Genomic DNA, 25,680 nt, shown 5'->3' with positions numbered 1-25,680 from the left:
CCGTGCCTCTTGTGCTTCCCCGAGTAGTAGGGCTGGTCCGCGGCGATCCGGTCGATCGGCAGCAAGGTCCCGTCCAGCAGCACGAACGCCTTCGACGATGCGGCCCGGACCGCCTCCGCGAGAGTCGGCGCGAGAGCGGCCAGGACCTCGACGGCCTCGGTGATGTACCGGTACGCGGTCGTCGTCCCGATGCCGAACCCGGCCGCCAGCTGGGCATACGGGTGGCCGTTGCGGAGATGGGCAAGAGTGAGCAGCGCCTGCCGGCCGGCACTCAGGCGCCGCCAGCGGGTACCGAGCTCCCGGCGGCGCTGACGGAGCTTGGCGGACAGGAAGCGCAGGGCGGAGCTGGACACGTCGACGCCCGACGGGTAGACAAGCACACGAAGCCTCTGGTGGAGACGGATTTCTTAGTCGAAAACCCATCTACCAGGGGCTTCACCCGTCTGTCAGCCCAACCGCCCCTCCTGGCCGACAGGTTGGAAAGAGCTCACTGTCTCCAGGACAGGAGGGACGCTGTCGGGCGCGATGTCGTCTGAGACCGTCAGGCCAGTTGCGGCAATGCGATTTAGCCAGGTCTCTCTCGCCTGCTCAGCCATCTGTGTGGGTGTCGCTACTCATAGAACAGATGGTGATCGCCGCCCGGTTTGTTGATCTTGGAATACCGCTCCATGTCAAGCGCGACCGACAGTCGCTCCGGCCGGTGGGTCGGCTCAGCCGACCCACTCCTTCAGCGGCTCGGTGTCCAGTTCCATTCCGACGGGCTCCGGCAGGGTCACGGTCTTGCCGAAGGTGACGGTCACGACCATGTCGTAGCATCCTTCTCCCGGCTGGGAGTGGACCAGTACCTCGCCGGCCGCGCGGTCGATCAGGAGGTACACGGGGATGCCGGTCTCGGCGTAGGCGCGGGGCTTCTCGACGCGGTCGCGGCGGTCGGTGTCGGAGTCGTGGGAGGTCACCTCGACCGCCATGAGGACGCCGTCGGCGGACGCCCACTCGCCCTGGCCTACGAAGGCGTCGCTGGGGGCCAGGACACCGTCCGGGCGGGCGTTGCCCTTGCGGTAGGTCTCGACCCGGAGCCCCTGGTCGGCGTGCAGCCACCATTCCGTGTTGGTCTGAAGACAGAGGCGGGTCAGCCACTGAATGATCCGCCCGTGGTCGCCGTCAGGCAAAGCCTTCTCCCCGATCTTCCCGTCGATGAACTCCAGGCGCAGGGCGTCGCTCAGCCGGTCGCCGACCCGCGCGAGCTCCTCGAAGAGCTCCTGGGTCATCGCACGGGTCCGCTGCTCGACTGCCTCCACGGCGGCCTCCTCCGGGGTCGGTGGTGCCTTCCACGGTACGTGTTCGTCCGCTTGCGCGGACGGATTCGTCGCTGTCGCCATGGCCGGACTGTGGCATATGCCAGTGTCCTGGTTGGGTGGGGTGCGGGCGGCTTCATCCCTGTGGGTGACGCGGTGGTTCGCCGTACGGCGACGGCCGCCGGCCCTGGTGGGGCGGCGGCCGTCGGGGTCGGTGTGGCGCGTCAGTCCTTCTTCGGGTCCTCCAGGCGCGGGAACAGGACCGCGCCCTTCGTCACCGTCGCGCCGGCCGGGAGCCGGCCCCAGGTCGCGGCGTCCTGGACGGGCTGGGAGGCCAGGGTGCCCAGGGACGCCTCGGCGCCCAGGGAGTCCCACAGCTTCTGCGAGGTCTCCGGCATGATCGGGTTCAGGAGGACCGCCACGGCGCGGAGGGACTCCGCGGCCGTGTAGAGGATCGTCGCCAGGCGCGCCCGGCCCTCCTCGGAGTCGTCCTTGGCCACCTTCCACGGCTCCTGCTCCGTGATGTAGCCGTTGACCTGCTTCACGAACTCGAAGATCGCCAGGATGCCGGCCTGGAAGTCCAGCTCCTCGCCGATCTTCGCGTCGGCCGTCGCCACGGCCTTCGCCAGGCCCTCGTGCAGAGCCTTCTCCGCGTCGCCGTCCGCCGTCGCCGCCGGCAGCTCGCCGCCGAAGTACTTGCCGACCATCGCCGCCACGCGCGACGCCAGGTTGCCGTAGTCGTTGGCCAGCTCGGACGTGTAACGGGCGGAGAAGTCCTCCCACGAGAACGAGCCGTCCGAACCGAACGCGATCGCCCGCAGGAAGTACCAGCGGTACGCGTCCACGCCGAAGTGCGAGGTCAGGTCCTGCGGCTTGATGCCCGTCAGGTTCGACTTCGACATCTTCTCGCCGCCGACCATCAGCCAGCCGTTCGCCACGACCTTGCCCGGCACCGGCAGGCCCTGCGCCATCAGCATCGCCGGCCAGATCACCGCGTGGAAGCGCAGGATGTCCTTGCCGATGAGGTGGACGTTCGCCGGGAAGGTCTCGTCGAACTTCTCCGGGTTCTCGTTGTAGCCGACCGCCGTCGCGTAGTTCAGGAGCGCGTCGATCCACACGTAGATGACGTGCTTGTCGTCCCACGGCACCGGGACGCCCCAGTCGAAGGTCGAGCGGGAGATCGACAGGTCCTCGAGGCCCTGCTTGACGAAGTTCACGACCTCGTTGCGGGCCGACTCGGGCTGGATGAAGCCCGGGTTCGCCTCGTAGAACTCGATGAGCTTCGGGCCGTACTCGCTCAGCTTGAAGAAGTAGTTCTCCTCCTTGAGGATCTCCACCGGCTTCTTGTGGACGGCGCACAGCTTCGTGCCGTCCTCCGCCTCGATGAGGTCGCCGGGGAGCTTGTACTCCTCACAGCCCACGCAGTACGGGCCCTCATACCCGCCCTTGTAGATCTCGCCCTTGTCGTACAGGTCCTGCACGAACTCCTGCACGCGGTCGGTGTGACGCTTCTGCGTGGTGCGGATGAAGTCGTCGTTCGCGATGTTCAGGTGCTCCCAGAGGGGCTTCCAGGCCTCCTCCACGAGCTTGTCGCACCACTCCTGGGGCGTGACGTCGTTCGCCTCCGCGGTGCGCATGATCTTCTGACCGTGCTCGTCCGTGCCGGTGAGGTACCACACCTTCTCACCGCGCTGGCGGTGCCAGCGGGTGAGCACGTCGCCTGCGACGGTCGTGTAGGCGTGGCCCAGGTGAGGAGCGTCGTTGACGTAGTAGATGGGGGTCGTGACGTAGTACGCCTTCGAGCCCTGCTTCTCGGATCCAGTGGCCGCCATGGTGCGAATTTTAACGGCCTGAACCGGTGGCCTTCACACGCTTAAACAGCGGCGGCCCCGGGCCGGCGGGCTCGGGGCCGCTGTCGTCGTTCGTCCGCCGGTGCGCGGCGGGTGCGCGGCGAGCGGCTCGCCTCGGTGCGCAGTGGGTGAGCGGTGGGGTGCTCGCGCCGGTGCGCTCTCGTGTGCGCGCGGTGGGCTCAGACCGTCCAGTCCGCGAGCAGCTCGCGGTAGAACGTCGCGTGCGGGGTCTCCACCGGGGACGGGCCCGCGAAGTGGACCGCCGTCCGGGGCGTGGCGAGCTTACGGAGGTAGTCGAAGGCCTTCGTCTCCTCCTCGCCCCACACCGTGAGCCGCCAGTGCGTCGCGTACGGGCGGTCCGCCGCCTCCGTCAGCGCCTGCGTCGCGGCCGTCTTCGACTCGGGCGCACCATCCGTCTGGAACACCACCAGCGCCGGGCGGGCCGGGTCCGCCGACTTCTCGTGGAGGGCGAGGACCTCCTCGACCGCCCGGTCGTAGTTCGTCCGGCCCATCCGGCCGAGCGTCGCGTTGATCTCCTCGACGCGGGTCGGGGTGAGGTCCGCCGGGGTCAGGACGGCGGTGCCGTCGATCTCCGTGGAGAAGAAGACCGTGGTCACGGTGGCGTCCTCGGAGAGGTGCGCGGCCAGGGCCACGGTCTGCTCGGCGAGCCGCTGGACCGAGCCGTCCTTGAAGTACGGCCGCATCGAACCGGACCGGTCCACGACCAGGTAGACGGCCGCACGGGCGCCCGACAGGCCCTGCTTCTTGAGGACCGCGCCGGCCGCCTTGTAGGCGTCGGCGAGGTGCGGGGCGGCGGCCTTGAGCTTGGCGAGGGAGAGGGCGGGGGCGGGTGCTGCGGCCGTGGCTGCGGGGGCCGGCTCCGGGGCCGACTCCGGGGCCGGGGTGGGCTCCGGGGTCGGGGTCGGGGTCGGAACCTCCGTGTTCGGCGCCTCGGCGGCGGGGGCCGGCTGCTCGGCGGACGGGGTCTCGGCGGCCGGGGCCTCGGTTACGGGCTCCGCCAGGGTTACGGGCTCCGCCTCGGCCTCGGGCCCGGCCGGCGTGGGCTCCGCGCTTGCCCCGGTGTCGGTGGACGTGGCGTCCGCGGCGACCGGCGGTGCGGTGTCGGTGGCCGGGGTGGCGTCTGCGGCGAGCGGCTCGGCCGCGGACTCGGCGGCCGGGGCCGCCTCCTCGGCGGCGGGCGCCTCGGTCTCCGGATCCGCCGGGACCTCCTGGCCGCTTGCCGCCGCAGCGGTCGGCTCCGCCGTCGGCTCCTCCTGCGCGGGCGCGTCGGCGGCCTCGGCAGCCTGCGGCTCCTCGTCCGTAGCCGTGGGATTCTCGGACTCCGCGGTGGGGTTCTCCGCGGCGTCGGTGGGCTCCGGCTCCGGCTCGGGCTCGGCACCGTCGGCGGGCTTGCCCGCGGCACTCTGCTCCGGCTCCGCCGAGGAGCCCTCGGTCTCGGTCTCGGTCTCGGCCTCGACCTCGGCCTGCGCCTCAGCCTTCGCGTCGGCCTGCGCCTCGGCCCCAGCAACTGCCGCGTCCGCGTCCGCCTCCGACGCCGCATCGTCCGCATCCGCGTCCGCCGCCCGCGTCCGTGCCGCCTCCGCGTTGCCCGCTCGGCGGGCCGCCGGGATCTGCGGGTTGTCGAACGACGCCGCCACCAGGTCCGCCGCCGCGAGTTCCGCGGCCGTCGGCTTGCCGCCGTCACCGGCACCCACCCCGGTCCCGGCACCCACCCCGGTCCCGGCACCCGCCAGGGTCCCGGCTCCGGCCGCGCCCGTGGCGGCGCCCACCGGCACCTCCGCCTTCGCGTCGGCGGCCGCCTCCGCCCGAGCGTCAGCCGAAGCCCCTGCCTCGACCCCCGACTCCGCCGAAGCACCAGCCCCAGCCCCAGCAGCAGCCTCAGTAACAGCCCCAGCCCCAGCCTCGGCCGAAGCCTCGGCATCCGCTCCGGCCTTCGCCTCGGTCCCCTCATCCGTCCCCGCCTCGCGCGGTGTGCCCTGGGGCGGGACGGAGGTTGCCGGGACCTCGAGTTCCGCGGCGTTCGCGCGGTCGCGGCCGAATACCTTGCGCAGCAAGCTCCGAATACCCATGGGGTAACCCCTTCGCATGAGTTGGGTGCGGTATGCGTCCTTCATCCCTGGCCAGGGCGGACACGTAAGGTTAGCGGCCGCCCTCCCCGCGCCCTACGACCCGGGCGCCCCCGGTCGTCGCGCATTCATCGGGCGTTCACTCTCCCGCCTCCACCGTGCAGAGGTGCGCACATAACGTCACCGCCGACCGCGCTCACACCTGGAGGACGACGTGCGCAAACCGCTGCCGCTGCTGGGAAGTCACGCACACGGGGATGCGCACGGAGGCGGACGTTCCGCCCTCACGTGCCGTTACCGCTGCGGCGACGCCTGCTTCCAGGAGGTGCCCAACACCACCGACAACGCCTACGTCGGTGACGTCATCGCCGGCGTGCTCTCGCGCCGTACCGCCCTGCGGGCCGCCGCCGTCGTCACCGTCGCCTCCGCCGCCGGTTCCGCCCTCGCCCTCGGCGACGCTCCCGCCGCCCAGGCACTCCCGCAGGGCGGTCACCGACCCGGCCACGCCGGCCACGCCGGCCACGGCGGTCACGGCGAGGCCGACGGTGCCCGTGGCCTGCGCTTCCGGCCCGTCGCGCCCAACACCGCCGACCGGGTCACCGTCCCCGCCGGCTACTCCCAGAACGTCGTCATCCGCTGGGGCGAACCCATCCTCCGCGGCGCGCCCGCCTTCGACCCCGACCGCCAGACCGCCGCCGCCCAGGCCGGGCAGTTCGGCTACAACAACGACTTCCTCTCGCTCCTCCCGCTGCGCGGCGAACCCCACCGCCAGGTCCTCGTCGCCAACCACGAATACACCGACGAGATCCTGATGTTCCGGGGCTACGACCCCGACGACCCGACCCGCGAGCAGGTCGAGACCGCCTGGGCCGCGCACGGCCTGTCCGTCGTCGTGGTCCAGGAGGAGCACCGCACCGGCAGGCTCACCCCCGTCACCCGCCACCCCCTCAACCGGCGGCTGCACACCACCTCCCCGTTCGAGCTCACCGGCCCCGCCGCCGGCTCGGACCTCCTGAAGACCTCCGCCGACCCCGAGGGCCGTACCGTCCTCGGCACGCTCAACAACTGCGCCGGCGGCACCACCCCCTGGGGCACCACCCTCCACGGCGAGGAGAACGTCAACCAGTACTTCGCCAACGGGTCGAGTCCCACCGACAAGCGGTACGGCTTCGGCTCCGGCGCCTCCGAACGCAAGTGGGAACGCTTCGACGAGCGCTTCGACCTCGCCCGGGAGCCCCACGAGGCCCACCGCTTCGGCTGGGTCGTCGAGCTCGACCCGTACGACCCCGACTCCACCCCGCGCAAGCGCACCGCCCTCGGCCGCTTCAAGCACGAGGCCGCGCAGCCCCGCCTCACCGCCGACGGCCGTCCCGTCGTCTACATGGGCGACGACGAGCGCTTCGACTACTTCTACAAGTTCGTGTCGAGCAAGCGGATGGCGAAGGGCAACTCCCGCAAGGCGCGCGAGCACAACCTCACCCTGCTCGACGAGGGCACCCTCTACGTCGCCCGGCTGACCGGCGACTCCCCGGCCGCCGAGATCGACGGCAGCGGCAGGCTGCCGCGCGACGGCGAGTTCGACGGCTCCGGCACCTGGATCCCGCTCGCCACCGCCGGCCCCGACGGCGCCGTCTCGCACGTGCCCGGCATGACCGCCGAGGAGGTGTTCGTCTTCACCCGCGTCGCCGGTGACAAGGTCGGCGCCACCAAGATGGACCGCCCCGAGGACGTCGAGCCCTCCCCGCGCACCGGGCGCGTCTACGTCGCCCTCACCAACAACACCAACCGCGGCAAGGGCACCAACCCGGGCGCCGACGAGGCCAACCCGCGGAACCTCAACAAGCACGGCCAGATCCTGGAACTCGCCGAGCACTGGGACGACCCGGCAGCCGACGGCTTCGCCTGGCGGCTCTTCCTCGTCGCGGGCGACCCGGACGATCCCACCACCTACTTCGCCGGCTTCCCCAAGGACCGGGTCAGTCCCATCTCCTGCCCCGACAACGTCGCCTTCGACCCGCACGGCAACCTGTGGATCTCCACCGACGGCAACCAGCTCGGCTCCCACGACGGCCTCTACGGCGTCGCCACTCACGGCGAGCGGCGCGGTGAGCTGAAGCAGTTCCTGACCGTCCCGACCGGTGCCGAGACCTGCGGCCCGATCGTCCAGGACCGCCGCGTCCTCGTCGCCGTCCAGCACCCGGGCGAGGTCGACGGCGCCTCCGTCGAGAAGCCGGCCTCCGCCTGGCCCGACGGCCCCGGCCGGATCGTCCGCCCGGCGGTCGTCGCCGTCTGGCGCACCGACGGCCGCGACATCGGCGTCTGACGCCGTCGCAGGCGGGGGCGCAGGCGGGGGCGGGGGCGGGCGGCTTAGCCCCTACTCGGGCCTCTACTCGGGCCTCGCCCCCGTCCCCGTCCCTGCCCCCGGGACCAGCCCCAGCCCCTCCCTGAACCGTACGAACTGCTCCGCCGGCTCGCCCGTGTACACCCACGGGACCCACGCCGCCCGCGTCCCCAGCATCCCGAGGAGCTCCCTCGCCAGTGCGGCCTCGCCCGCGTGACACGCCGCGTGGGCGAGGTAGTTGAGCTCCGCCACCTCCTCCGGGCGGACCGGCGATCCCGGTTCGCGGCCGCCGATCCAGCGGGCGTGCGTACGGCGCAGCTCGGTCACCGCCAGCTCGTGCTTCCAGTGCTGGTCGAAGCCGCGCACCGGGCCGCGCCCGAGCGCGCCGTCGACGACGTAGCGGTACTCCTCGACCCGGGCGATCTGCACCAGGATCGGCAGCGGCGAACCGGGCGGCGCGACGCCCGCCGCGTCCCGCGCGAAGTCGTACATCGCGCCGTGCGTGCCGTGCCAGCGCGCCGACCAGTAGCGGAGCACCTGGGTGTGGCCCTCGGTGTTGTACGGGTCGCGGCGCCGCAACTCGTCGAACCAGTGGCGCAGTCGGCGGCGCGGCACACCGCCCTCGTACAGCCTGGCCACGGACAGCAGCGACACCCACGGCATCGGGTCGGCCGGTGCCGCGTCGGCCGCCGTCAGGCACGCGTCGACGGAGGCGTCGACCCGGCCCCGGTCGATCGTGCTGCCCCGGCCGGCGGCGATGGCCGCGTCGAAGACCCGGACCACCTCGGTCGCCGCCCGGAGCACGGCGGCGTCCGGGTTGCCCGGCTCGGCCGCCCACCACACCTCGACCGTCGAACTGCCCGCGGCGGCGTGCGAGAGCAGGCGCAGCCGGTGGGTGCGGAGCGACCAGTCGTCCCCGGTGGCCCTCAGCAGGTCCCGTACGCCCTGCCAGCGGCCGATCACCATGTCGTGACGGGCCTCGGTGAGCGCCCGGTCGCCGGAGTCGGGGTCGAAGTCCGGGGTGAACCGGCCCTGTCGGGCCGAGCGGCGGCGCAGTGCGGCCATCCGTGTACCTCCCTCGCGGACAGTGGCGGCCGTCGGCGGAGACGGCCTGCGGACGGTGTCGGGAACTCAGAAGTCCGTCGCCAGCGACTTGTCGGACCGGCGGGCGCGCGGCGAGTCCGGTGAGGCGAACGGCGCCGTCGCGGCGAGCGCGCGGGTCGCGTCCAGGCGCGCCGGGCGGTAGTAGGCGCTGCCCTTCCTCCAGTACAGGAGCATCGGTACGACGCCGGCGGCGAGGCCGCCGAGGCCGATCGCGAGCGAGGCGGTGGACAGTTCGCCGAGCGACTCCACGAACGCCCACAGCATGAACGCCGAGCCGAACAGCGGCCAGACCCCGCCCAGCACGAACTCCTTCACCGAGGTGAGCAGCCGGCCCCGGTACGCCACGACGGCCGCGATCCCCGCGAGGGCGTAGTAGAAGGCGACCTGCAGGCCCATCGCGCTCACCGCGTCGCCGAGGACCTGGCCGATCGAGCCGGCGGCGGCCGCGGCGGCGAACATCACGAGCGCGGCGGCGCCGACGGCCGCCACCGCCACCCACGGGGTGTTCCAGCGGCGGTGCACGGTGCCGAGCGCGGGCGGGAGAGTGCGGTCGCGGCCCATCGCGAAGAGCGAGCGGGTGACCTGGATGAGCGTGGTCTCCAGGGTGGCGACCGTCGAGAGGAGCACCGCGAGGAGCAGCAGCTTGCCGCCGACGCCCGGCCAGATCTCCTGCCCCAGGACGGCGAGGACGTTCGCGCCGCCGTGCTCGATCTGCTCGGCGCTCAGGAGCACGTTCACGGAGACGGTGAACGCCTCGAAGAGCAGGAACACCACGCCCATGCCGACGAGCGCGGCGAGCCCCGCGGTGCGGCGGCTGTCCCGGGTCTCCTCGCTGAGGTTGCTGGTGACGTCCCAGCCCCAGTAGTAGAACGCGGCGATCAGCGCGCCCGACGCGAAGCCCGAGGCGCCGTCGAAGTGACCGAGGCCGAACCACGACCAGTCGAAGGCCGTGGCGTGCCCGCGGTGGATCACCGCGCCCAGGACGAACGCCACGAGGATCAGCATCTCCACGCCCGACATGACGAGTTGGGCGCGCACCGTGAGCCGCGCCCCGCCGAGCACCACGAGCAGCATGATCAGGAACCAGCCGGCGCCGACCACCAGCGACAGCGCGGTGCTGTCGGCGAGTTCCGGGTCGACGAGGGAGAGCGTGAGGGAGCCGGCGGGCAGCGATCCGGCCACCATGAACACGGTCGTCGCGAAGACCAGCGCCCAGCCGGAGAGGAAGCCGAGGAAGGGGTGGAGGGTGCGGCCCACCCACGAGTACGCCGCGCCCGCGTTGACGTCGATCCGGCCGAGGCGGGCGTACGCGAGGACGATGCCGAGCATCGGTATCGCGCAGTACAGCAGCGACGCCGGCCCGGCGAGGCCGACCGCCCCGAACAGGACGGCGGTGGTGGCGGCGAGCGAGTACGCGGGCGCGCTGCCCGCCACGGCCATCACGATGGTGTCGAAGGTGCCGAGGGCGTTGGGCTGGAGGCCCCGCCCGGGGCCTCGGTCCGGGCCGCGGCGGCCGCGGCGGCCGGGTCTGCCGGGTGCTCTGCCGGATGCTCTGCCGGGTGTGGTGCGCATGGCGGTGTCCTCGTGGGCGCGGGGGGAGGAGGAACGCAGGACGGTGACGCGGGGACGGAGGGGACGGCGGGGACGCTCGTACGGCGGGAGGCCGGAGCGGCGGGGAGGTCGGGGCGGCGGGGAGGTCGGAGCCGGGGGATGGGGGACGCGGGGATGTGGGATGGGGGACGTGGGGAGGGGGATGGGGGGAATCGAGGGGTGCGGGGAGAGCTGCGCAGGACGACGTGACCGGGCCACCGGGGCGCCCGGGGACGGAACGCGACGTGGATCACGGTGAATTCGAGCGCATCGTAGTCGTACGCGTGGAATCCGGTAACGGTGGTGGGAGGGTTCGATTCCGCAACCGCCGGTAACCACTTCCGTACGCCCCTTTGGCCGGGTTTACGGCGCGCTGCCGCCGTCCCGTGGCGGGTCCGGGACCGGCCCGGAGGTGGGGTCCGGGGCGGAGCCGGGGGAGCGGGACGAGCCGGTTTCCGGGGGCGAGGACGCCGTCGTGCCGGAGCCCTCGGGCACGGTCGTGACGGCGCTCGGGGAGGGCGTCGTGGCGGCGTTCGGGGACGGGGCCGTGGCGGGGTTCGGGGACGGGGCCGTGGCGGCGTTCGGGGACGGGGTCGCGATGGCGCGGGCCGCCCGTACCTCCTGGCGGAGCGGCGCGAGCACGCCGTCCTCGTCGCCGCTCAGATCCGCGCGCACCTCCACCAGGACCTCGCTGGAACGAAGTCCCTCCGCCAGCTCCCGCAACTGCCGCTCCACGAGGGCGACCTCCGCCGGATGCGGCGCCGGCGCACCGTGGTCGACGCGGACCCGGGCGGCCGTCGTGGCGTCGACGATCCGCTCCACGGCGATCGTCAGCGGCCACCACGCCGCGGCCAGGTCCCCGGCGGGCGGCGGCTCGGTCAGGGCGCGCTGGAACTCGGACCGTACGGACGACATGTCGCGGTACAGCTTGCGCCGGGCCCGGACGCGGGTGCCCTGGTCACCGGCGTTGCCGTGGTCGTCGTTGCCTCCGTGGTGCTCCGGCTCGGCGTCACCGCCGCCGCCTCCCGTCCGGGACGGGGCGCCGAACGCCAGGTTCACGTAGGCGGCCGTGTCCTCGACCGCGTCGGCCAGCCGGTCCGCGACCCGGGTGTGCCAGGACTCCGGCCACAGCAGATAGCCGGCGACCAGCGCGATCGCGCAGCCGACCAGCGAGTCGTACAGCCGCGGCAGCACCAGGTGGAAGCCCTGGTGGTTGAGCAGGTCCGACAGGAGCAGGATCACCGGCGTGATCGCCGCGGTCTGGAAGGCGTACCCCTTCGCCGAGAACGCCGGGATCAGCGCGGCGAGCACCAGCATCACCGGCACGTCTCCCCAGCCGCGGGGCAGCGCGGCCAGGATCGGCGCCGCCACGAGCAGCCCGGCCGCCGTGCCGAACGCGCGGAGCACCGCCCGCGAGAACACCGAGCCGAAGTCCGGCTTCATGACGAACGTGACGGTGAGCGCCACCCAGTACGAGCGGGGCACCGCGATCAGCGAGACCAGCGCCTGCGAGAGGCCGATGCACAGCGCGAGCCGCAGGCCGTAGCGCCAGGACGCCCCGGACAGCAGCACACCGCGTGCCGCGCGCCGCATCCGCACCCGCAGGGCGGCGGGCCGCCCCAGCCGGTCGGCCCCCTTCGCCGCGTTGAACGCCTGGTACGGGCTGTGCTCCGCCTGGTGGACGACGGTCGCCGCGTACCGTACGGACGCCTCCACGGCCTTCTCCGACGGGCGCCGCGCCTCGGGCAGGCGCAGGTCCGGGTCGCCCGTGCGGCCGGTCTCCACGGCGTCCGCGAGGTCCCGCACCGCGGCCGGGACCTCCGGGGGCAGCGGCCGGTGGAAACGGCGGGCCGCGAGGTGCGCGGCCGGCGCGGCCTCCGCCATCGGGATCACCACGTTGAGCTGGGCGAGCAGCCGCACCAGGGTCGGCGCCCGGCCGTGCTGGCGGGCGCGGCGGCCGAGGACCATGTCGTAAGACTGGTTGAGCGAGGCCGTGACCGCCTGCCGTTTCTCGTCGTACGCGTCGGTGCCGGCGGCCTCGAAGAGGTCGGCGATCGCCCGGTAGGTCCCGGCGACCGCCGCGCGTTCCGGCTGACCGCCGCGCAGCGGCCAGCCGAGCAGGGTGAGGGTCAGGACGACGATGCCGCCGAGGCCCAGCAGCAGCGGCGCCTTCCACCAGGGGTCCGGCATCGGCAGGCCGGCGCCGACGACGGCGTTGAGGAGCAGCAGCAGGCCCGAGACGGAGGCCACCGCGCCGATCGAGGAGATCATCCCGGAGACCAGCGCGATGAGCGTGAGCGCGGCGACCGCGAGCCAGCCCTGGCCGAAGACCAGGGCGCCGAGGGTGACGCCGAGGGCGCCGAAGAGCTGCGGGACGGCGATGTTGAAGACCCGCATCCGGTACGCGTCGGCGGTGTCGCCGATGACGCCGGAGAGGGCGCCCATCGACACGAGGGCGCCGTACGCGGGCCGTTCGGTGGCGAAACCCACGGCGAGGGGTGCGGCGAGCGCGATCGACGCGCGGGCCACGGCGGGCCAGGGGACCTGGGCGGGCTGGGGGCGCAGGCCGGTGGTGAGCCAGGTGGGCGGGGCGAGGCGGGGGGTGCGGGGTGGTGGTGCGGGGTTCGCCATGGGTCAAACGTACGGCGGGCCCGGGGTGGTGGCGGGGGAGGGCGGCCGAGTTCCGTCGGTGGTGGCGGGGGACGCCGTGGGTCAGCTGCGGTAGTTCTCCACCTCGGCCGCCGGGCGGACGGCCGCTGTGTCCGGGTCCTCGCCGAACTCGGCCTTGGCGCGGCGTTGGCGCAGGAGGTCCCAGCACTGGTCGAGCTGGACCTCCAGCTCGGCGAGCCGGGTGCGTTCCTCGTCCTGGAGGCCGCCGGTGCGCTGCCGCAGGCTGCGCTCCTCCTCGACGAGGGAGCCGATGTTCTCGAGGATCTCGTCGTTCTCCATGCTTTCCAGCCTGGCCGATCGGTGGACGTCGCGCGAGGCGGGGCGTCAGTGGCGGACCGCCTGGGCGATCTCGGCCTCCGTGTCGCCGGACAGGGTGCGGTTGCTGCGCGCCGTGCCGGTCCTGGACCTGCCGGCCTCGACGCCGTCGATGTTCAGGACCACGGCGTCGAGCAGATTGCCCTGCGTGTCGCGGAAGTTGACCATCACCGTGTAGTCGGCGGTCTTGTCCTTGGGGTTGGTCGCGGTGATCTCGGCGACCGTCCGGTCGCCGTCCACGGAGGTCGGCCCGGCCTTGACGTCGGCCTTGGCGTTGACCCCGTCCTTGATCTCGTCCATCTGCCGCTGCGCGGCGGACGCCACCGCCGCCGTGGCCGAGGACACGATGCCCCCGGCCGCGTCCTTCGCCTGGTCGCAGCCCGTCAGGGCGGCGCCGAGGGCGGCGAGGGAGAGGAAGGCGGCGGCGCGGGCCGTGCGGGGTCGGCGCGTCATACGGCCGTGTTCCTTCCGTAGGAGCCGTCGGTCGCGAGGGCCCAGACCACGAAGATCGAGACCGCCATGGAGAACAGCGCCCACCAGGGCTGGTAGGGCAGGAACAGGAACTGGAGCACGATGTTCAGCGAGGCGAGCGCGATGCCCGCGATCCGGGCCCACGCGGCGCCCTTGAGGACCCCGAAGCCGACGATCATGACGACGACGCCGAGGCACAGGTGGATCCAGCCCCAGGAGGTCAGGTCGAACTTGAAGACGTAGTCGCCGACCCGGGCGTAGACGTCGTCCTCGGCGATCGCGGCGATGCCCTGGAAGACGTCCAGGACGCCGATGACCGTCATGAGGACGCCGGCGAAGATGGTGCCGCCCGCGGCCCAGCCGTCGTCCCTCGCCGGCGTCGGGGACGGGCGCGGAGGTGTCGTGTTCTGGCTCATGCTGCTCATCGTGGGAGCGGGCGTCCGGTTCGGAACCTTCTGATGGGCCGGGCGGGTGAGACGGGGGATTGCCTCTTCGTAACCTGGATGATTAATATCCAGGATGTGAGGATGAACGAGGGTGTCGAGTGGGCGCTGCACAGCTGCCTCAACCTGGCCTGGATCGGCGAGGAGCGCGCCGTCACCGCGGCCCGGCTCGCCGGGTACCACGAGCTGCCCCCGGCCTACCTCAACAAGCAGCTCCAGTCCCTCGTCAGGGCCGGGATCCTGAGCTCCGTCCCCGGTTGCCAGGGCGGCTTCCGGCTCGCCAGGTCGCTCGACCGGATCACGTTGATGGACGTGGTCACCGCGATCGAGGGCCCCGACGAGGCCTTCCGCTGCACCGAGATCCGCGGCCAGGGGCCCGGCGCGACGACGGGGCGGCCGACCGCCGAGTGCGCCATCGCCGACGCGATGGGCCGCGCCGACCTCGCCTGGCGGAGGGAGCTCGCCGCCCAGACCCTCGCGGACGTACGGGCCCGGGCGGAACGGCAGGCGCCCGGCGCACCCGACCGGATCCGCCGCTGGTTCGCCGACCTCTGAGGCCAGGGTCGGGCCGTGCTCCCCGCAACGGGCCGCCCCTGCTCGCACGTCCGCGACGAGCCCGCCCGGCCGGCGTCCTGCCGGCGTCCTGTCGGCACTGTCGACATCCCCAGCACCCCACTTTATTCTGGATATTCGATGTCCTTGTTACGGGAAGGAAGTACGCACCTCATGAGCGTCACGCACCCGCACGACGACCAGCGCACCCTCACCAACCCCGCGACCCTCCACGACCCCACGCCCTTCGGCTACGCCCACGTCGCCTCCGCGCCCGGCGAACTCGTCTTCGTCGCCGGCCAGTACGCCTCCGACGCCACCGGCGCGCCCGTGCCCGGCGACTTCGCCGCGCAGGTCGAGCTCGCCCTCGCCAACCTCCGCCGCGCCCTGGAGGGCGTGGGCCTCGGTCCGCAGCACGTGGTCCGGCTCGGTTCGTACGTCGTCGACCACGACCTCGCCAAGCTGGAGGTCCTCGGCAAGGCCCTGTACGCCGTCTTCGGCGAGCGGCTGCCGGCCCAGACCCTGAGCGGCGTCGCGGCCCTCGCGCTGCCCGGCATGCTCTTCGAGATCGACGCGGTCGCCGTACGGCCGCCGGCGGCCGGCTGATCCACTTGCGGCGGGTACCGGGCGGGTGTGCCCTGGAGGGTGCAGCACGCCCGCGCGGCACGCCCGCGCGGCACGTCCGCGCGGGCACGGCGCGGGAAAGGAGTCCTCCCATGGCCGCACACGCAGCGGTACCCGCCCACCGGCAGTTCAGCACGCACGGCTGGGGGCTGCCCGTCACCCTCGGCATCGCCTACGGCCTGTACGCCCCCGTCATCGCCCGCCGCGGCGAGGCGCTGTCCTGGGGTCAGCTCTGGCTCGGCCTGATCTCGGCCGTCGTCCTCGCCGTGTCCGTGTACGCGCTCCGCCGCTACGGCCGGACGCTGCGGCGCGAGCTGCGCGCGGCGGCCTGGGGCGCCCTGACCGGCATCGCGATCGGCTTCCTCTTCAGCCTGTCCGACCACAGCGTGTTCTCGTCGTCGATGCTCGGCCTGATCGTCGGCGTGGCCACCGGCGCCGGCGCCTTCTACCTCTTCTACACCCACGAGGACGCCGCCGGCCGACCCGCGCCGTACTGAGGCGGCGAGGCCGGCCCGCCCGGGCCGAGTCCGGCGTGCGCGGCGCAGGCCGCCTGGCACGACCCGGCCGGCCGTCGGAGACTGGTGGGGAGCGGGCGCGAAACCGCCCGCCGGGAGGACACGCGTATGACCGACCTCGCCGTCGAGACCGAAGGCCTGGTCAAGGTCTTCGGCACCAACCGCGCCGTGGACGGCATCGACCTGCGCGTCCCGGCCGGCACCGTCTACGGCGTCCTCGGCCCCAACGGGGCCGGCAAGACCACCGCCGTGAAGATGCTCGCCACCCTCCTCCGGCCGGACGCCGGCCGCGCCCGGGTCTTCGGCAGGGACGTCGTGCGGGACGCCGACGCGGTGCGCGGCCGGGTCAGCCTCACCGGCCAGTACGCCTCGGTCGACGAGGACCTGACCGGCACCGAGAACCTGGTCCTCCTCGCCCGGCTGCTCGGCCACTCCCGCCCCGCCGCCCGCGAGCGGGCCGCGCAGCTGCTCGCCGCCTTCGGGCTCGCGGACGCGGCGGACCGGCAGGTCAAGAACTACTCGGGCGGCATGCGGCGCCGCATCGACATCGCGGCCTCCATCCTCAACGTGCCCGACCTGCTCTTCCTCGACGAGCCGACCACCGGCCTCGACCCGCGCAGCCGCAACCAGGTCTGGGACATCGTCCGCGCGGTCGTGGCCCAGGGCACGACGGTGCTGCTGACCACGCAGTACCTGGACGAGGCCGACCAGCTGGCCTCCCGGATCGCCGTGATCGACCACGGCAGGGTGATCGCGGAGGGAACGAAGGGCGAGCTGAAGGCCTCGGTGGGCTCGGGTTCCGTGCACGTACGGCTGCGGGAGGCGGAGCAGCGGCCGGAGGCCGAGCGGGTCCTCGCCGCCGCGCTGAACGCCGCCGTGCAGCTCGATCCCGACCCGGTCGCGCTCACCGCCACCGTGAACGGCCGCGGCACCGACATCGGCGCCGCGGAGCAGGCGGCGCGGGCGCTGGCCGAGCTGGCGCGGGCCGGGATCACGGTCGACAACTTCGCGCTCGGCCAGCCCAGCCTGGACGAGGTCTTCCTCGCGCTGACGGACCACCCGGCGGGCGACGGCGGCGGGTCCGGCGGTGGCGGCAGCGGTGACTCGGGAAGCGGCGGCGGCGACGGCCGCGGCGACGGCGGCAGGGACCGGGCGGGCGACGGCGACCAGGAGAGCGAGCCGGAGGGCGGGGCGCCGGCGGGCAGGGCAACGGAGAGCAGGGCAACGGAGGGAAGGGCAACGGAGGGAAGGGCAACGGAGGGCGGGGCAACGGAGGGCGGGGCAACGGAGGGCGGGGCAACGGAGGGCAGGGCGCCGGAGGGCAGGGCATGAGCACCGTGACCACCAGCACCACCGACAAGGCCACCACCGCGGACTTCGTCGCCCCCAGGGCCGACGAACTGGCCGCCCTGCTCGTCGGTCACACCCGTCCGGCGCGGCCCAGCGCGCTCTCCGCCTCGCTGACCTTCGGCTGGCGGGCGATGCTGAAGATCAAGCACGTGCCGGAGCAGCTGTTCGACGTGACGGCGTTCCCGATCATGATGGTGCTGATGTACACGTACCTCTTCGGAGGCGCGCTGGCCGGCTCCGTCTCGCAGTACATCCAGTTCCTGCTGCCCGGCATCCTGGTGCTGAGCGTCATGATGATCACGATGTACACCGGGGTCTCGGTCAACACGGACATCGAGAAGGGCGTCTTCGACCGCTTCCGCACGCTGCCGATCTGGCGGCCCGCGCCCATGGTGGGCTATCTGCTCGGCGACGTCGTGCGCTATCTGATCGCCTCCGCCGTGATGCTGACGGTCGGCGTCGTCATCGGCTACCGGCCGGCCGGCGGGGTGGCGGGCGTGCTCCTCGGGACCGCCCTGCTGCTGGTCTTCGCGTTCGCGTTCTCGTGGATCTGGACGATGTTCGGGCTGCTGCTGCGCAGCGAGAAGTCCGTCATCGGCGTCAGCATGATGGTGATCTTCCCGCTGACCTTCCTGTCGAACGTCTTCGTCGACCCGAGGACCATGCCCGGCTGGCTGCAGGCCTTCGTCAACAACAGCCCGGTGACGCATCTGTCGACGGCGGTACGGGAGTTGATGGCGGGCGACTGGCCGGCGGCCGACCTCGCCTGGACGCTGGGCTGGTCGGCGCTGTTCGTGGTGGTGTTCGGCCCGGTGACGATGCGCCTCTACAACCGCAAGTGATCAGCCGGCGTCCGACGCGTTCCGCGGGGTGATCTGCTGGACCGCCCAGCGGTTGCCGTCCGGGTCGGCGAAATAGACGAAGGAGCCCCAGGGCTGGTCGACGATCGCGCTGACGTCGACGCCGCGGGAGGTGAGGTCGGCGTGCGCGGCCTCGATGTCGGCGACGACGACCTGCATGTTGTCCAGGGAGCCCGGCGCCATCTCGGTGATGCCCTGGCCGAACGCGATCGAGCAGGCCGATCCGGGCGGCGTCATCTGGACGAAGCGGATCGCGTCGCTGACGGTCACGTCGTGGTCGGCGTGGAAGCCGACCTGCTCGTAGAAGGCCTTGGCGCGGTCGATGTCGCTGACGGGGACGCCGATCAGCTCGAGCTTGATGTCCATGAGACGCATCATGCGCCGGGCGGGCGCCCGGCGCCCGTCGAGCTCTCCGTAGGGCGGGAAGGGCGGGGCTTCGCTCCCGCCCTTCGGGTTCACTCGTCCGGCGCGAACCCGGCCGGGATCCGGACGGGACGGCTACGACGCTCGTGATCAGTACGCCTGGCCCAGGCGCAGGTCCGCCAGCTGCTGTGCGAAGGGGACGATCTCGTCGTCCTCCCGCGTCCGCTCCGGGCGGCCCGCGATCAGGTCCGCGAACTCGGTGCCCGCCCGGGTGATGCGGGACGGCAGGCCCTCCGTGTACGCGTCGCCGCCGGAACCCCAGTCCTCCGAGGCCGCGTAGACGGCCGTCGGGGCGACCACGGCGCGGAGGTAGGCGAAGAGCGGGCGCAGGGCGTGGTCGAGGACGAGGGAGTGGCGGGCGGTGCCGCCGGTGGCGCCGATCAGGACCGGGGTGCCGGTCAGCGCCGCCGGGTCGATCAGGTCGAAGAAGGACTTGAACAGACCGCTGTACGAGGCCGTGAAGACCGGGGTCACGGCGATCACGCCGTCCGCGCCGGTGACCTTGTCGATCGCCTCCTGGAGCCTTTCGGACGGGAAGCCGGTGACGAGGCCGTTCGCGATGTCGACGGCGACGTCGCGCAGTTCGACGACGTCGACGTCGACCGCGTACTCCTGCTCGGCCAGTCGGTGGCGGGTGATCTGGAGCAGACGGTCGGCGAGCAGCCGGGTGGAGGAGGGGCTGCTGAGCCCGGCCGAGACGGCGACCAGCTTGAGGGTGCGCATGGGGTCAGACCTCCTGGTTCCGGACCTGGGCGCCGGTGTGGTGGTGGCCGTCGGTGCCGGTGTCGTGGTGGCCGTCGGTGTTCTTCCGTACGGCCGGGTGCAGCGGCGCGGTCTCCGGTACGCCGGCCGGGCGCAGGGACGCGAACTCCTTGCGCAGGACGGGGACGACCTCCTCGCCGAGGATGTCCAGCTGTTCGAGGACCGTCTTCAGCGGCAGGCCCGCGTGGTCGATCAGGAAGAGCTGGCGCTGGTAGTCGCCGACGTAGTCGCGGAAGGACAGCGTGCGTTCGATGACCTGCTGCGGCGAGCCGACCGTCAGCGGGGTCTCGCGGCTGAAGTCCTCCAGGGACGGGCCGTGGCCGTAGACCGGCGCGTTGTCGAAGTACGGGCGGAACTCCCGTACCGCGTCCTGCGAGTTCCTGCGCATGAAGACCTGGCCGCCGAGGCCGACGATGGCCTGCTCGGGGGTGCCGTGGCCGTAGTGCGCGTAGCGCCGGCGGTAGAGACCGACCATCTTCTCGGTGTGCTGCTTGGGCCAGAAGATGTGGTTCGCGAAGAAGCCGTCGCCGTAGTACGCGGCCTGTTCGGCGATCTCGGGCGAACGGATGGAGCCGTGCCAGACGAACGGCGGGACGTCGTCGAGCGGGCGCGGGGTGGACGTGAAGCCCTGGAGGGCGGTGCGGAACTTGCCCTCCCAGTCGACGACGTCCTCCCTCCACAGCTTGTGGAGGAGCGCGTAGTTCTCGATGGCGAGCGGGATGCCCTGGCGGATGTCCTGGCCGAACCACGGGTAGACCGGGCCGGTGTTGCCGCGGCCCATCATCAGGTCGACGCGGCCGTCGGCGAGGTGCTGGAGGGTCGCGTAGTCCTCGGCGATCTTCACCGGGTCGTTGGTGGTGATGAGGGTCGTGGAGGTGGAGAGGACGAGGTTCTCCGTGCGGGCGGCGATGTGACCCAGGAGCGTCGTCGGGGACGACGGGACGAACGGCGGGTTGTGGTGCTCGCCGGTCGCGAAGACGTCGAGGCCGACCTCCTCGGCCTTGAGCGCGATGGCGACGGTGTTCTTGATGCGCTCGTGCTCGGTGGGGGTGCGGCCGGTGGTGGGGTCGGTCGTCACGTCACCGACGGTGAAGATCCCGAACTGCATCGTGCTCACCTCTCGCGGGGTCCATTTGGTTGAATCTTAAACCGTCAGGCTCAACGGCGCCACCGCCGCACCTATTCCGCGCCCGCGCCCGTTTCCGACCTCCTGCGCCCTCTCCCGCGCCCGTTCCCCTGCTTCCGCGCACCTTCCGCGCCCGCTCCCGACCTTCTGCGCCCGCGCCCGCGCCCGTTTCCGACGTTCTGCGCCCGCGCCCGCTCCCGTTCCCCTGCTTCCGCGCACCTTCCGCGCCCGCTCCCGCGCCCGCGTTTCCGCGTACCTCTCCGCACGCCTCCCTCCGTCTCCGCACGTCTCCGTCCGCCCGGCGGCCGGTTCCCGGCGCCCGGACGCCCCTCCCGTAAAGTCCCCGTCGTGAACGACGCGAGACACCCGACCGACGCCATATCCGTCGTCGGCATCGGTGCCGACGGCTGGGACGGGCTCCCCGAGAACTCCCGCCGCACCCTGCGCGCCGCCCAGGTCCTCATCGGCGGCCCCCGCCAGCTCGACCTCCTGCCACCGGACGACTGCCCCGGCGAGCGGGTGCCCTGGCCGAGCCCCCTGCGGCCCGCCGTGCCCGGGCTGCTCGCCGCCCACCAGGGCCGCCGGATCGCCGTCCTCGCCAGCGGCGACCCCTCCTTCCACGGCATCGGCCGCACCCTCACCGAGATCCTCGGCCCCGGCACCCCCCTGCACGTCCTGCCGCACCCGTCCTCCGTCTCGTACGCCTGCGCCCGCCTCGGCTGGCCCCTCGAGGCCGTCGAGACGGTCTCCCTCGTCGCCCGCCCGCTCGACGCGCTCACCGCCGCGCTCCACCACGGCCGCCGGCTGCTCGTCCTTGGCGAGGGCCCCGAGTCGCCCGCGCGGGTCGCCGCGCTGCTGCGCGAGCGCGGCTGGGGCGGCACCCGGATCCGGGTCCTTGAGCAGCTCGGCGGCCCCCGCGAGGGCCTGCTCGACGGGACCGCCGCCGACTGGCCGTACGAGCGCGCCGACGCGCTCCACGTCCTCGCCCTCGACTGCGTGCGCGACCCGGACGCGCTGCGGCTCGGCACCACGCCCGGCCTGCCCGACGAGGCGTACGCACACGACGGCCAGCTCACCAAGCGCTACGTGCGCGCCGCCACCCTCGCCGCGCTCGCCCCGGCCCCCGGCGAACTGCTGTGGGACGTCGGCGGCGGCTCCGGCTCCATCGGCATCGAGTGGATGCGGGCGCACCGGACGTGCCGGGCGGTCGCCGTCGAGAAGTCGCCCGAGCGCGCCGCCCGCATCACCCGCAACGCCGCCGCCCTCGGCGTACCGGGCCTGGACGTCGTCACCGGGCCCGCGCCCGCGGCGCTCGCCGGTCTGCCCGTCCCCGACGCGGTCTTCATCGGCGGCGGCCTGACCGCGCCCGGCCTGCTCGACGCCTGCTGGGACGCGCTCCCGGCCGGCGGCCGGCTCGTCGCCAACACGGTGACGCTGGAGTCCGAGGCGCTGCTCGCCGAACGCTACCGGCGGCACGGCGGCGAGCTGATCAGGCTCGCGGTCGCCTCGGCCGTGCCCGTGGGCGGCTTCACCGGCTGGCGCCAGGCCATGCCCGTCACCCAGTGGTCCGTAACGAAGGGTTCTCCACAGCAATGACCGTCTACTTCATCGGCGCGGGCCCCGGCGCGGCCGACCTGATCACCGTGCGCGGCGCACGGACCCTGGCGAAGTGCGGGGTCTGCCTGTACGCCGGCTCCCTCGTGCCGACCGAGCTGCTGGCCGAGTGCCCGCCGGACGCGAAGCTGGTCGACACGGCGAGGATGGACCTCGACCAGATCGTCGCCGAGATCGCCGCCGCCCACGAGGCCGGGCAGGACGTGGCCCGGCTGCACTCCGGTGACCCGTCCGTCTTCAGCGCCATGGCCGAGCAGATGCGCCGGCTGGACGCGGCCGGCATCCCGTACGAGGTGGTGCCCGGCGTCCCGGCCTTCGCGGCCGCGGCGGCGGCGCTGAAGCGGGAACTGACGGTGCCGACCGTCGGCCAGACGGTCATCCTCACGCGCATCGCGCAGCAGGCCACGCCCATGCCGGAGGGCGAGGACCTCGCCACGCTGGGCCGCAGCGGCGCCCTGCTCGTCCTGCACCTCGGCGCCCGCTACGCCGACCGGATCGTCTCCGAACTCGTCCCGCACTACGGCGTGGACTGCCCGGCCGCGGTCGTCGCGATGGCGAGCCGCCCGGACGAGGTCGTGCTGCGGGGCACCCTGGAGGACATCGCGGACCAGGTGAAGGCGGCGGGCATCACGAAGACCGCGGTGATCGTGGTGGGCCGCACCCTGGCCGCCTCGGAATTCCGCGACAGCCACCTGTACGACCCGGCCCGGGACCGGCACGGCTGCTGAACGCGTGACGGGCCGGGCGGGCGGTGAGGGACGCCGCCCCACCCGGTTCCGGTTGCGGTTCCGGCCGGTGGCCGGGGGCAGGGCCCGCGCAGCCGGCGGCCGGGGACGGCTTCCGCCTCAGGCGTTGGGCCGCTTGCCGTGGTTGGCCTTCTTCTTCTTGCGGGCCCGCTTCTTGTTGCCGCGCTTCGCCATGGGGATACCTCCCGTTCGATGACCGTTGTGGGGGCTTTGCCCTGCCGAGCCTAGGGTCGGCGGGTGGAGCCCGCACGTCGGCTGTCGGTGCCGTGCGCTGCAATGGGCCACGTGACCGTCTACGACGTGGCCCGGGCGCTGCCGGGCATCGGGGAACTGCGCGACCACTGCCGGGGGCTCGCGATGCTGGACGCGGTGCTGAGCCCGGAGTGGGACGGGCGGTACTACTCCTTCGACGCCCACTGGGGCGACGGCGACGGGGACGTCGACGGGGACGGCGACGGGGAGGCGCTCGCCTCGATGCGGAACGGCTCGGGCGACGAGTACGCCGTCGTCTTCTCCGCCTCCGGCGCGTACGTCCGTGGCTTCGACCACGAATCGCCGATGAGCCCGTGGGCCCGCAGGGACGACCCCGAACCGTGGCCGGGCGTCCTCGATTCCGTACCGGACGCCTTCCGCCCGTACGTGACGGAGCCGGCGTTCTGCGAGGAGGACGGCGTCCTGACGGTCACGTGCTGCCTGTGGCGTGAGCCGTCCGACCCCGTGTGGCGCACCGGCACCGTCGACTTCCCCACCGGGGGCGACGCCGACGGTGACGCGGACGGCGCCGGTCACCTCTTCGAGCTGCTCGTCGACCGCTCGGCGGAGGCGTACGCGGCGTGGGCCTCCTACTACTACGAGACGGAGGTCGACGTCCGGGCCGTGCGCCACGTCCTCGCGCTGGAGCCGCTGACGAGCGAGGTCGTGGCGGCGCTCAACCCCGACGCGTCACTCGCCGACCTCGCCGGAGACATCGCCGGGATCGGCTATCCGTCACCCGGGGACGTCGTCGACTGTCTGGAGGCGTGAGCACGGGGCGCTCACCGCGGGCGGGCCGGCCGCAGGCCGCGCCGAACGCGCCGAACGCGCCGAACGCGCCGAACGCGCCGAACGCGCCGAACGCGCCGAACGCGCCGCACTCGCCGAAGCCCACGGCGGACACGAGCGCCGCGCCGTGCCCCGCGCGCTCAGGCCGGAGTGATCCCCGCGCGCCACTCCGGTGCCAGCGCCGCCATCAGCACCGCGTCCACCCGCTCGCCCTCCCACAGCAGCGCCCCGCGCAGCACCCCCTCCGGGCGGAAGCCGGCCTTCTCGTAGGCGCGGCGGGCACGCGGGTTGAAGGCGTAGACCTCCAGCCAGACGCGGTAGAGGCCGAGGGTCTCGAAGGCGTGGCCGACGATCAGGCGGGTGGCCTCGGTGCCGAGGCCGCGGCCGACGGTGTCCGGGGACAGGGCGATCCGGAAGGCGCAGCTCTCGTTCGCCCGGTCCCACTCGTTCAGGACCGCCTCGCCGACCACCCGGCCGGTCGCGCGCTCGACGACCGCGAGGTCGAGCCGGTTGGTCTGGACGCCCCGCGAGCCGTACCAGGCGCGCAGCGCGGACTCCTCGACGTCCCCGTGCGAGCCGGTGAGCCGGGCGATCTCGGGGTCGCGCAGCATCGGGAGGAGGGCGGGGACGTCGTCCTCGGTGACGGGCCGGAGGACGACGAGGTCGCCGGTGAGGGTGGGCTTGTGCGAGAAGTCGGTCATCCGGGAATTCTCCTTCCCGGCCGGGCACTTGTCGTGGCGTTTACGGTCCCGTCGCCGGCTCGGGGCCGGTCACGGCCCCGCCACCGCCGACCGGCCCACCACCGTGCCCGCCCGGTCGATGCACACCACGTCCACCGCCACCGGCGCGCCGCGCAGGACCGACAGGGCCTCGTCGCGGGCGCGGGCGGCGACCAGGTCGCCCAGCGGGACGCCGGCGGCCTCGCAGAGGCGGAGGGCGGCGAGACCGGTGTTGGCGGCGGCGATCTCCGCCGCCAGCGCCTCGGAGGCCCCGCCCGTACGGGCCAGGTCGGCCAGGAAGGACTTGTCGACCTGCGAGCGGGCCGAGTGCAGGTCCAGGTGGCCCGCCGCCAGCTTGGACAGCTTCGCGAAGCCGCCGCAGACGGTCAGCCGGTCCACGGGATGGCGCCGGACGTACTTCAGGACGGCGCCCGCGAAGTCGCCCATGTCGAGCAGGGCGATCTCCGGCAGGTCGTACAGCGACGTCACCGTGCGCTCCGACGTCGAACCCGTGCAGCCGGCCACGTGCGTGAGTCCGCCCGCGCGCGCCACGTCGACGCCGCGGCGGATCGAGTCGATCCAGGCCGAGCAGGAGTAGGGGACGACGACGCCGGTCGTGCCGAGGATCGACAGGCCGCCGAGGATGCCGATCCGCGGGTTCCAGGTGGAGCGGGCGATCTCGGCACCGTGGTCGACGGAGATCGTGATCTCGACGTCGCCGGTGCCGCCGTGGGCGGCGGCGACCTCGGCGACGTGGTCGCGCATCATCCGGCGGGGGACCGGGTTGATCGCCGGTTCGCCCACGTCCAGCGGCAGGCCGGGCAGCGTGACCGTACCGACGCCCTCGCCCGCCCGGAAGACGACGCCCGAGCCCGGCGGCAGCAGCCGTACCGTCGAGCGGACCAGCGCGCCGTGCGTGACGTCCGGGTCGTCGCCCGCGTCCTTCACGACCCCGGCCATGGCCGCGCCGTCCGCGAGGGACTCGGCGGCCAGCGCGAAGGACGGCGTGTGCCCCCTGGGCAGGGTGATCGTCACCGGGTCCGGGAAGTCGCCGGTGAGCAGCGCGGTGTACGCGGCGGCCGTGGCCGCCGTCGCACAGGCGCCGGTCGTCCAGCCGGGGCGCAGACCGGTGTGCTTGAGTTGGGCCGCACGCCCGCCGGAACTCATGAACGGACTCCCAGG

General features: G+C 73.2%; 24 protein-coding genes and 1 pseudogene. 9 read left to right on the top strand and 16 right to left on the bottom strand.

Annotation, left to right across the window (positions count from 1 at the left end):
- The 4 genes from ESG85_RS28775 to ESG85_RS36340 all read right to left on the bottom strand — a co-directional run.
- Positions 1-380, bottom strand: a 380-nt coding sequence (locus ESG85_RS28775; protein ID WP_164986195.1) for a transposase family protein, incomplete at its 3' end; no start/stop codon positions are given.
- A gap of 330 nt (positions 381-710) precedes the next feature.
- Complete coding sequence (locus ESG85_RS28770; protein WP_128984103.1) at positions 711-1,268, bottom strand: Uma2 family endonuclease; 558 nt, start codon at positions 1,266-1,268, stop codon at positions 711-713.
- A 251-nt stretch (positions 1,269-1,519) separates the two neighbouring features.
- Positions 1,520-3,127, bottom strand: coding sequence for a methionine--tRNA ligase (gene metG, locus ESG85_RS28765; RefSeq protein ID WP_128984093.1), 1,608 nt, complete (start codon positions 3,125-3,127; stop codon positions 1,520-1,522).
- Positions 3,128-3,324: 197 nt separating this feature from the next.
- Positions 3,325-4,935 carry a VWA domain-containing protein gene (locus ESG85_RS36340; protein ID WP_246095347.1) on the bottom strand — a complete coding sequence of 537 codons (1,611 nt, stop codon included), beginning with the start codon at positions 4,933-4,935 and terminating at the stop codon, positions 3,325-3,327.
- 511 nt (positions 4,936-5,446) lie between these two features.
- Between ESG85_RS36340 and ESG85_RS28750 the strand changes: the two genes are divergently transcribed.
- Positions 5,447-7,555, top strand: a complete 2,109-nt coding sequence (locus ESG85_RS28750; RefSeq protein WP_128984092.1) for a PhoX family protein — start codon at positions 5,447-5,449, stop codon at positions 7,553-7,555.
- A 63-nt stretch (positions 7,556-7,618) separates the two neighbouring features.
- On the opposite strand, the gene ESG85_RS28745 is transcribed toward ESG85_RS28750, so the two are convergent.
- The 6 genes from ESG85_RS28745 to ESG85_RS28720 all read right to left on the bottom strand — a co-directional run bounded on the left by ESG85_RS28745 (position 7,619) and on the right by ESG85_RS28720 (position 14,139).
- Positions 7,619-8,638, bottom strand: a complete 1,020-nt coding sequence (locus ESG85_RS28745) for a hypothetical protein (RefSeq protein ID WP_128984091.1) — start codon at positions 8,636-8,638, stop codon at positions 7,619-7,621.
- A gap of 66 nt (positions 8,639-8,704) precedes the next feature.
- On the bottom strand, positions 8,705-10,249 hold the full coding sequence (locus ESG85_RS28740) for an APC family permease (RefSeq protein WP_128984090.1): 1,545 nt from the start codon (positions 10,247-10,249) through the stop codon (positions 8,705-8,707).
- 381 nt (positions 10,250-10,630) lie between these two features.
- Positions 10,631-12,898 (bottom strand): FUSC family protein, encoded by a 2,268-nt coding sequence (locus ESG85_RS28735; RefSeq protein ID WP_128984089.1) that lies wholly within the window; start codon positions 12,896-12,898, stop codon positions 10,631-10,633.
- Between the two features lie 81 nt (positions 12,899-12,979).
- A complete protein-coding gene (locus ESG85_RS28730; RefSeq protein WP_128984088.1) occupies positions 12,980-13,216 on the bottom strand; it encodes a DUF2630 family protein in 237 nt (78 codons plus the stop codon).
- 45 nt (positions 13,217-13,261) lie between these two features.
- Positions 13,262-13,705, bottom strand: a complete 444-nt coding sequence (locus ESG85_RS28725; protein WP_164986341.1) for a hypothetical protein — start codon at positions 13,703-13,705, stop codon at positions 13,262-13,264.
- Complete coding sequence (locus tag ESG85_RS28720; protein ID WP_128984087.1) at positions 13,702-14,139, bottom strand: DUF7144 family membrane protein; 438 nt, start codon at positions 14,137-14,139, stop codon at positions 13,702-13,704. The genes ESG85_RS28725 and ESG85_RS28720 overlap by 4 nt, the downstream gene beginning before the upstream one ends.
- A gap of 111 nt (positions 14,140-14,250) precedes the next feature.
- Here ESG85_RS28720 and ESG85_RS28715 point away from each other — a divergent pair, with 111 nt between their 5' ends.
- The 5 genes and pseudogenes from ESG85_RS28715 (at position 14,251) to ESG85_RS28690 (ending at position 18,049) form a co-directional block, all read left to right on the top strand.
- A complete protein-coding gene (locus tag ESG85_RS28715) occupies positions 14,251-14,721 on the top strand; it encodes an RrF2 family transcriptional regulator (RefSeq protein ID WP_128984086.1) in 471 nt (156 codons plus the stop codon).
- A 171-nt stretch (positions 14,722-14,892) separates the two neighbouring features.
- Positions 14,893-15,324: a RidA family protein gene (locus ESG85_RS28710; protein WP_128984085.1), complete on the top strand. Its 432-nt coding sequence runs from the start codon at positions 14,893-14,895 to the stop codon at positions 15,322-15,324.
- Between the two features lie 110 nt (positions 15,325-15,434).
- Entirely contained in the window at positions 15,435-15,839 is a 405-nt protein-coding gene (locus ESG85_RS28705; RefSeq protein WP_128984084.1) for a hypothetical protein, read from the top strand.
- A 126-nt stretch (positions 15,840-15,965) separates the two neighbouring features.
- Positions 15,966-16,913: pseudogene (locus ESG85_RS28700) on the top strand (ATP-binding cassette domain-containing protein); the annotation flags it as partial.
- Positions 16,914-17,194: 281 nt separating this feature from the next.
- The gene (locus tag ESG85_RS28690; protein WP_128984100.1) at positions 17,195-18,049 is read left to right on the top strand and encodes an ABC transporter permease; all 855 of its coding nucleotides are present in this window, start codon (positions 17,195-17,197) and stop codon (positions 18,047-18,049) included.
- Here the strand turns inward: ESG85_RS28690 and ESG85_RS28685 are convergent, their stop codons facing one another.
- From ESG85_RS28685 to ESG85_RS28675, 3 genes are all read right to left on the bottom strand, one after another.
- Positions 18,050-18,433, bottom strand: coding sequence for a VOC family protein (locus tag ESG85_RS28685; protein ID WP_128984083.1), 384 nt, complete (start codon positions 18,431-18,433; stop codon positions 18,050-18,052).
- A 147-nt stretch (positions 18,434-18,580) separates the two neighbouring features.
- The gene (locus tag ESG85_RS28680; RefSeq protein WP_128984082.1) at positions 18,581-19,213 is read right to left on the bottom strand and encodes an FMN reductase; all 633 of its coding nucleotides are present in this window, start codon (positions 19,211-19,213) and stop codon (positions 18,581-18,583) included.
- 4 nt (positions 19,214-19,217) lie between these two features.
- On the bottom strand, positions 19,218-20,360 hold the full coding sequence (locus ESG85_RS28675) for an LLM class flavin-dependent oxidoreductase (protein ID WP_246095346.1): 1,143 nt from the start codon (positions 20,358-20,360) through the stop codon (positions 19,218-19,220).
- Positions 20,361-20,726: 366 nt separating this feature from the next.
- Between ESG85_RS28675 and cbiE the strand changes: the two genes are divergently transcribed.
- Together cbiE and cobM are read left to right on the top strand one after the other, a co-directional pair.
- Positions 20,727-21,974, top strand: a complete 1,248-nt coding sequence (gene cbiE / locus ESG85_RS28670; RefSeq protein WP_128984081.1) for a precorrin-6y C5,15-methyltransferase (decarboxylating) subunit CbiE — start codon at positions 20,727-20,729, stop codon at positions 21,972-21,974.
- Positions 21,971-22,720, top strand: a complete 750-nt coding sequence (cobM, locus tag ESG85_RS28665; RefSeq protein WP_128984080.1) for a precorrin-4 C(11)-methyltransferase — start codon at positions 21,971-21,973, stop codon at positions 22,718-22,720. Before cbiE ends, cobM begins: the two co-directional genes overlap by 4 nt.
- Before the next feature lie 117 nt (positions 22,721-22,837).
- On the opposite strand, the gene ESG85_RS37065 is transcribed toward cobM, so the two are convergent.
- Entirely contained in the window at positions 22,838-22,912 is a 75-nt protein-coding gene (locus ESG85_RS37065) for a 50S ribosomal protein bL37 (RefSeq protein WP_099895366.1), read from the bottom strand.
- A 102-nt stretch (positions 22,913-23,014) separates the two neighbouring features.
- Here ESG85_RS37065 and ESG85_RS28655 point away from each other — a divergent pair, with 102 nt between their 5' ends.
- Entirely contained in the window at positions 23,015-23,761 is a 747-nt protein-coding gene (locus ESG85_RS28655) for a hypothetical protein (RefSeq protein WP_128984079.1), read from the top strand.
- Between the two features lie 158 nt (positions 23,762-23,919).
- Here ESG85_RS28655 and ESG85_RS28650 read toward each other — a convergent pair whose 3' ends face one another.
- Entirely contained in the window at positions 23,920-24,480 is a 561-nt protein-coding gene (locus tag ESG85_RS28650; RefSeq protein ID WP_128984078.1) for a GNAT family N-acetyltransferase, read from the bottom strand.
- A 69-nt stretch (positions 24,481-24,549) separates the two neighbouring features.
- Positions 24,550-25,665, bottom strand: a complete 1,116-nt coding sequence (locus ESG85_RS28645) for a cobalt-precorrin-5B (C(1))-methyltransferase (protein ID WP_128984077.1) — start codon at positions 25,663-25,665, stop codon at positions 24,550-24,552.
- Positions 25,666-25,680 lie beyond the last annotated feature (15 nt).

The sequence above is a fragment of the Streptomyces roseicoloratus genome (genome assembly GCF_004117935.1).
GTDB classification, from domain to species: Bacteria; Actinomycetota; Actinomycetes; order Streptomycetales; family Streptomycetaceae; genus Streptomyces; species Streptomyces roseicoloratus.
This window is presented reverse-complemented; position numbering and strand designations above follow the sequence as displayed.

Coding starts and splice junctions, on each gene's coding strand:
- ESG85_RS28770 (WP_128984103.1), bottom strand. CDS start 1,268: ATGACCCAGGAGCTCTTCGAGGAGCTCGCGCGGGTCGGCGACCGGCTG.
- metG (WP_128984093.1), bottom strand. CDS start 3,127: ATGGCGGCCACTGGATCCGAGAAGCAGGGCTCGAAGGCGTACTACGTC.
- ESG85_RS28745 (WP_128984091.1), bottom strand. CDS start 8,638: ATGGCCGCACTGCGCCGCCGCTCGGCCCGACAGGGCCGGTTCACCCCG.
- ESG85_RS28740 (WP_128984090.1), bottom strand. CDS start 10,249: ATGCGCACCACACCCGGCAGAGCATCCGGCAGAGCACCCGGCAGACCC.
- ESG85_RS28735 (WP_128984089.1), bottom strand. CDS start 12,898: ATGGCGAACCCCGCACCACCACCCCGCACCCCCCGCCTCGCCCCGCCC.
- ESG85_RS28730 (WP_128984088.1), bottom strand. CDS start 13,216: ATGGAGAACGACGAGATCCTCGAGAACATCGGCTCCCTCGTCGAGGAG.
- ESG85_RS28725 (WP_164986341.1), bottom strand. CDS start 13,705: ATGACGCGCCGACCCCGCACGGCCCGCGCCGCCGCCTTCCTCTCCCTC.
- ESG85_RS28720 (WP_128984087.1), bottom strand. CDS start 14,139: ATGAGCCAGAACACGACACCTCCGCGCCCGTCCCCGACGCCGGCGAGG.
- ESG85_RS28715 (WP_128984086.1), top strand. CDS start 14,251: ATGAACGAGGGTGTCGAGTGGGCGCTGCACAGCTGCCTCAACCTGGCC.
- ESG85_RS28710 (WP_128984085.1), top strand. CDS start 14,893: ATGAGCGTCACGCACCCGCACGACGACCAGCGCACCCTCACCAACCCC.
- ESG85_RS28705 (WP_128984084.1), top strand. CDS start 15,435: ATGGCCGCACACGCAGCGGTACCCGCCCACCGGCAGTTCAGCACGCAC.
- ESG85_RS28685 (WP_128984083.1), bottom strand. CDS start 18,433: ATGGACATCAAGCTCGAGCTGATCGGCGTCCCCGTCAGCGACATCGAC.
- ESG85_RS28680 (WP_128984082.1), bottom strand. CDS start 19,213: ATGCGCACCCTCAAGCTGGTCGCCGTCTCGGCCGGGCTCAGCAGCCCC.
- ESG85_RS28675 (WP_246095346.1), bottom strand. CDS start 20,360: ATGCAGTTCGGGATCTTCACCGTCGGTGACGTGACGACCGACCCCACC.
- cobM (WP_128984080.1), top strand. CDS start 21,971: ATGACCGTCTACTTCATCGGCGCGGGCCCCGGCGCGGCCGACCTGATC.
- ESG85_RS28655 (WP_128984079.1), top strand. CDS start 23,015: ATGGGCCACGTGACCGTCTACGACGTGGCCCGGGCGCTGCCGGGCATC.
- ESG85_RS28650 (WP_128984078.1), bottom strand. CDS start 24,480: ATGACCGACTTCTCGCACAAGCCCACCCTCACCGGCGACCTCGTCGTC.
- ESG85_RS28645 (WP_128984077.1), bottom strand. CDS start 25,665: ATGAGTTCCGGCGGGCGTGCGGCCCAACTCAAGCACACCGGTCTGCGC.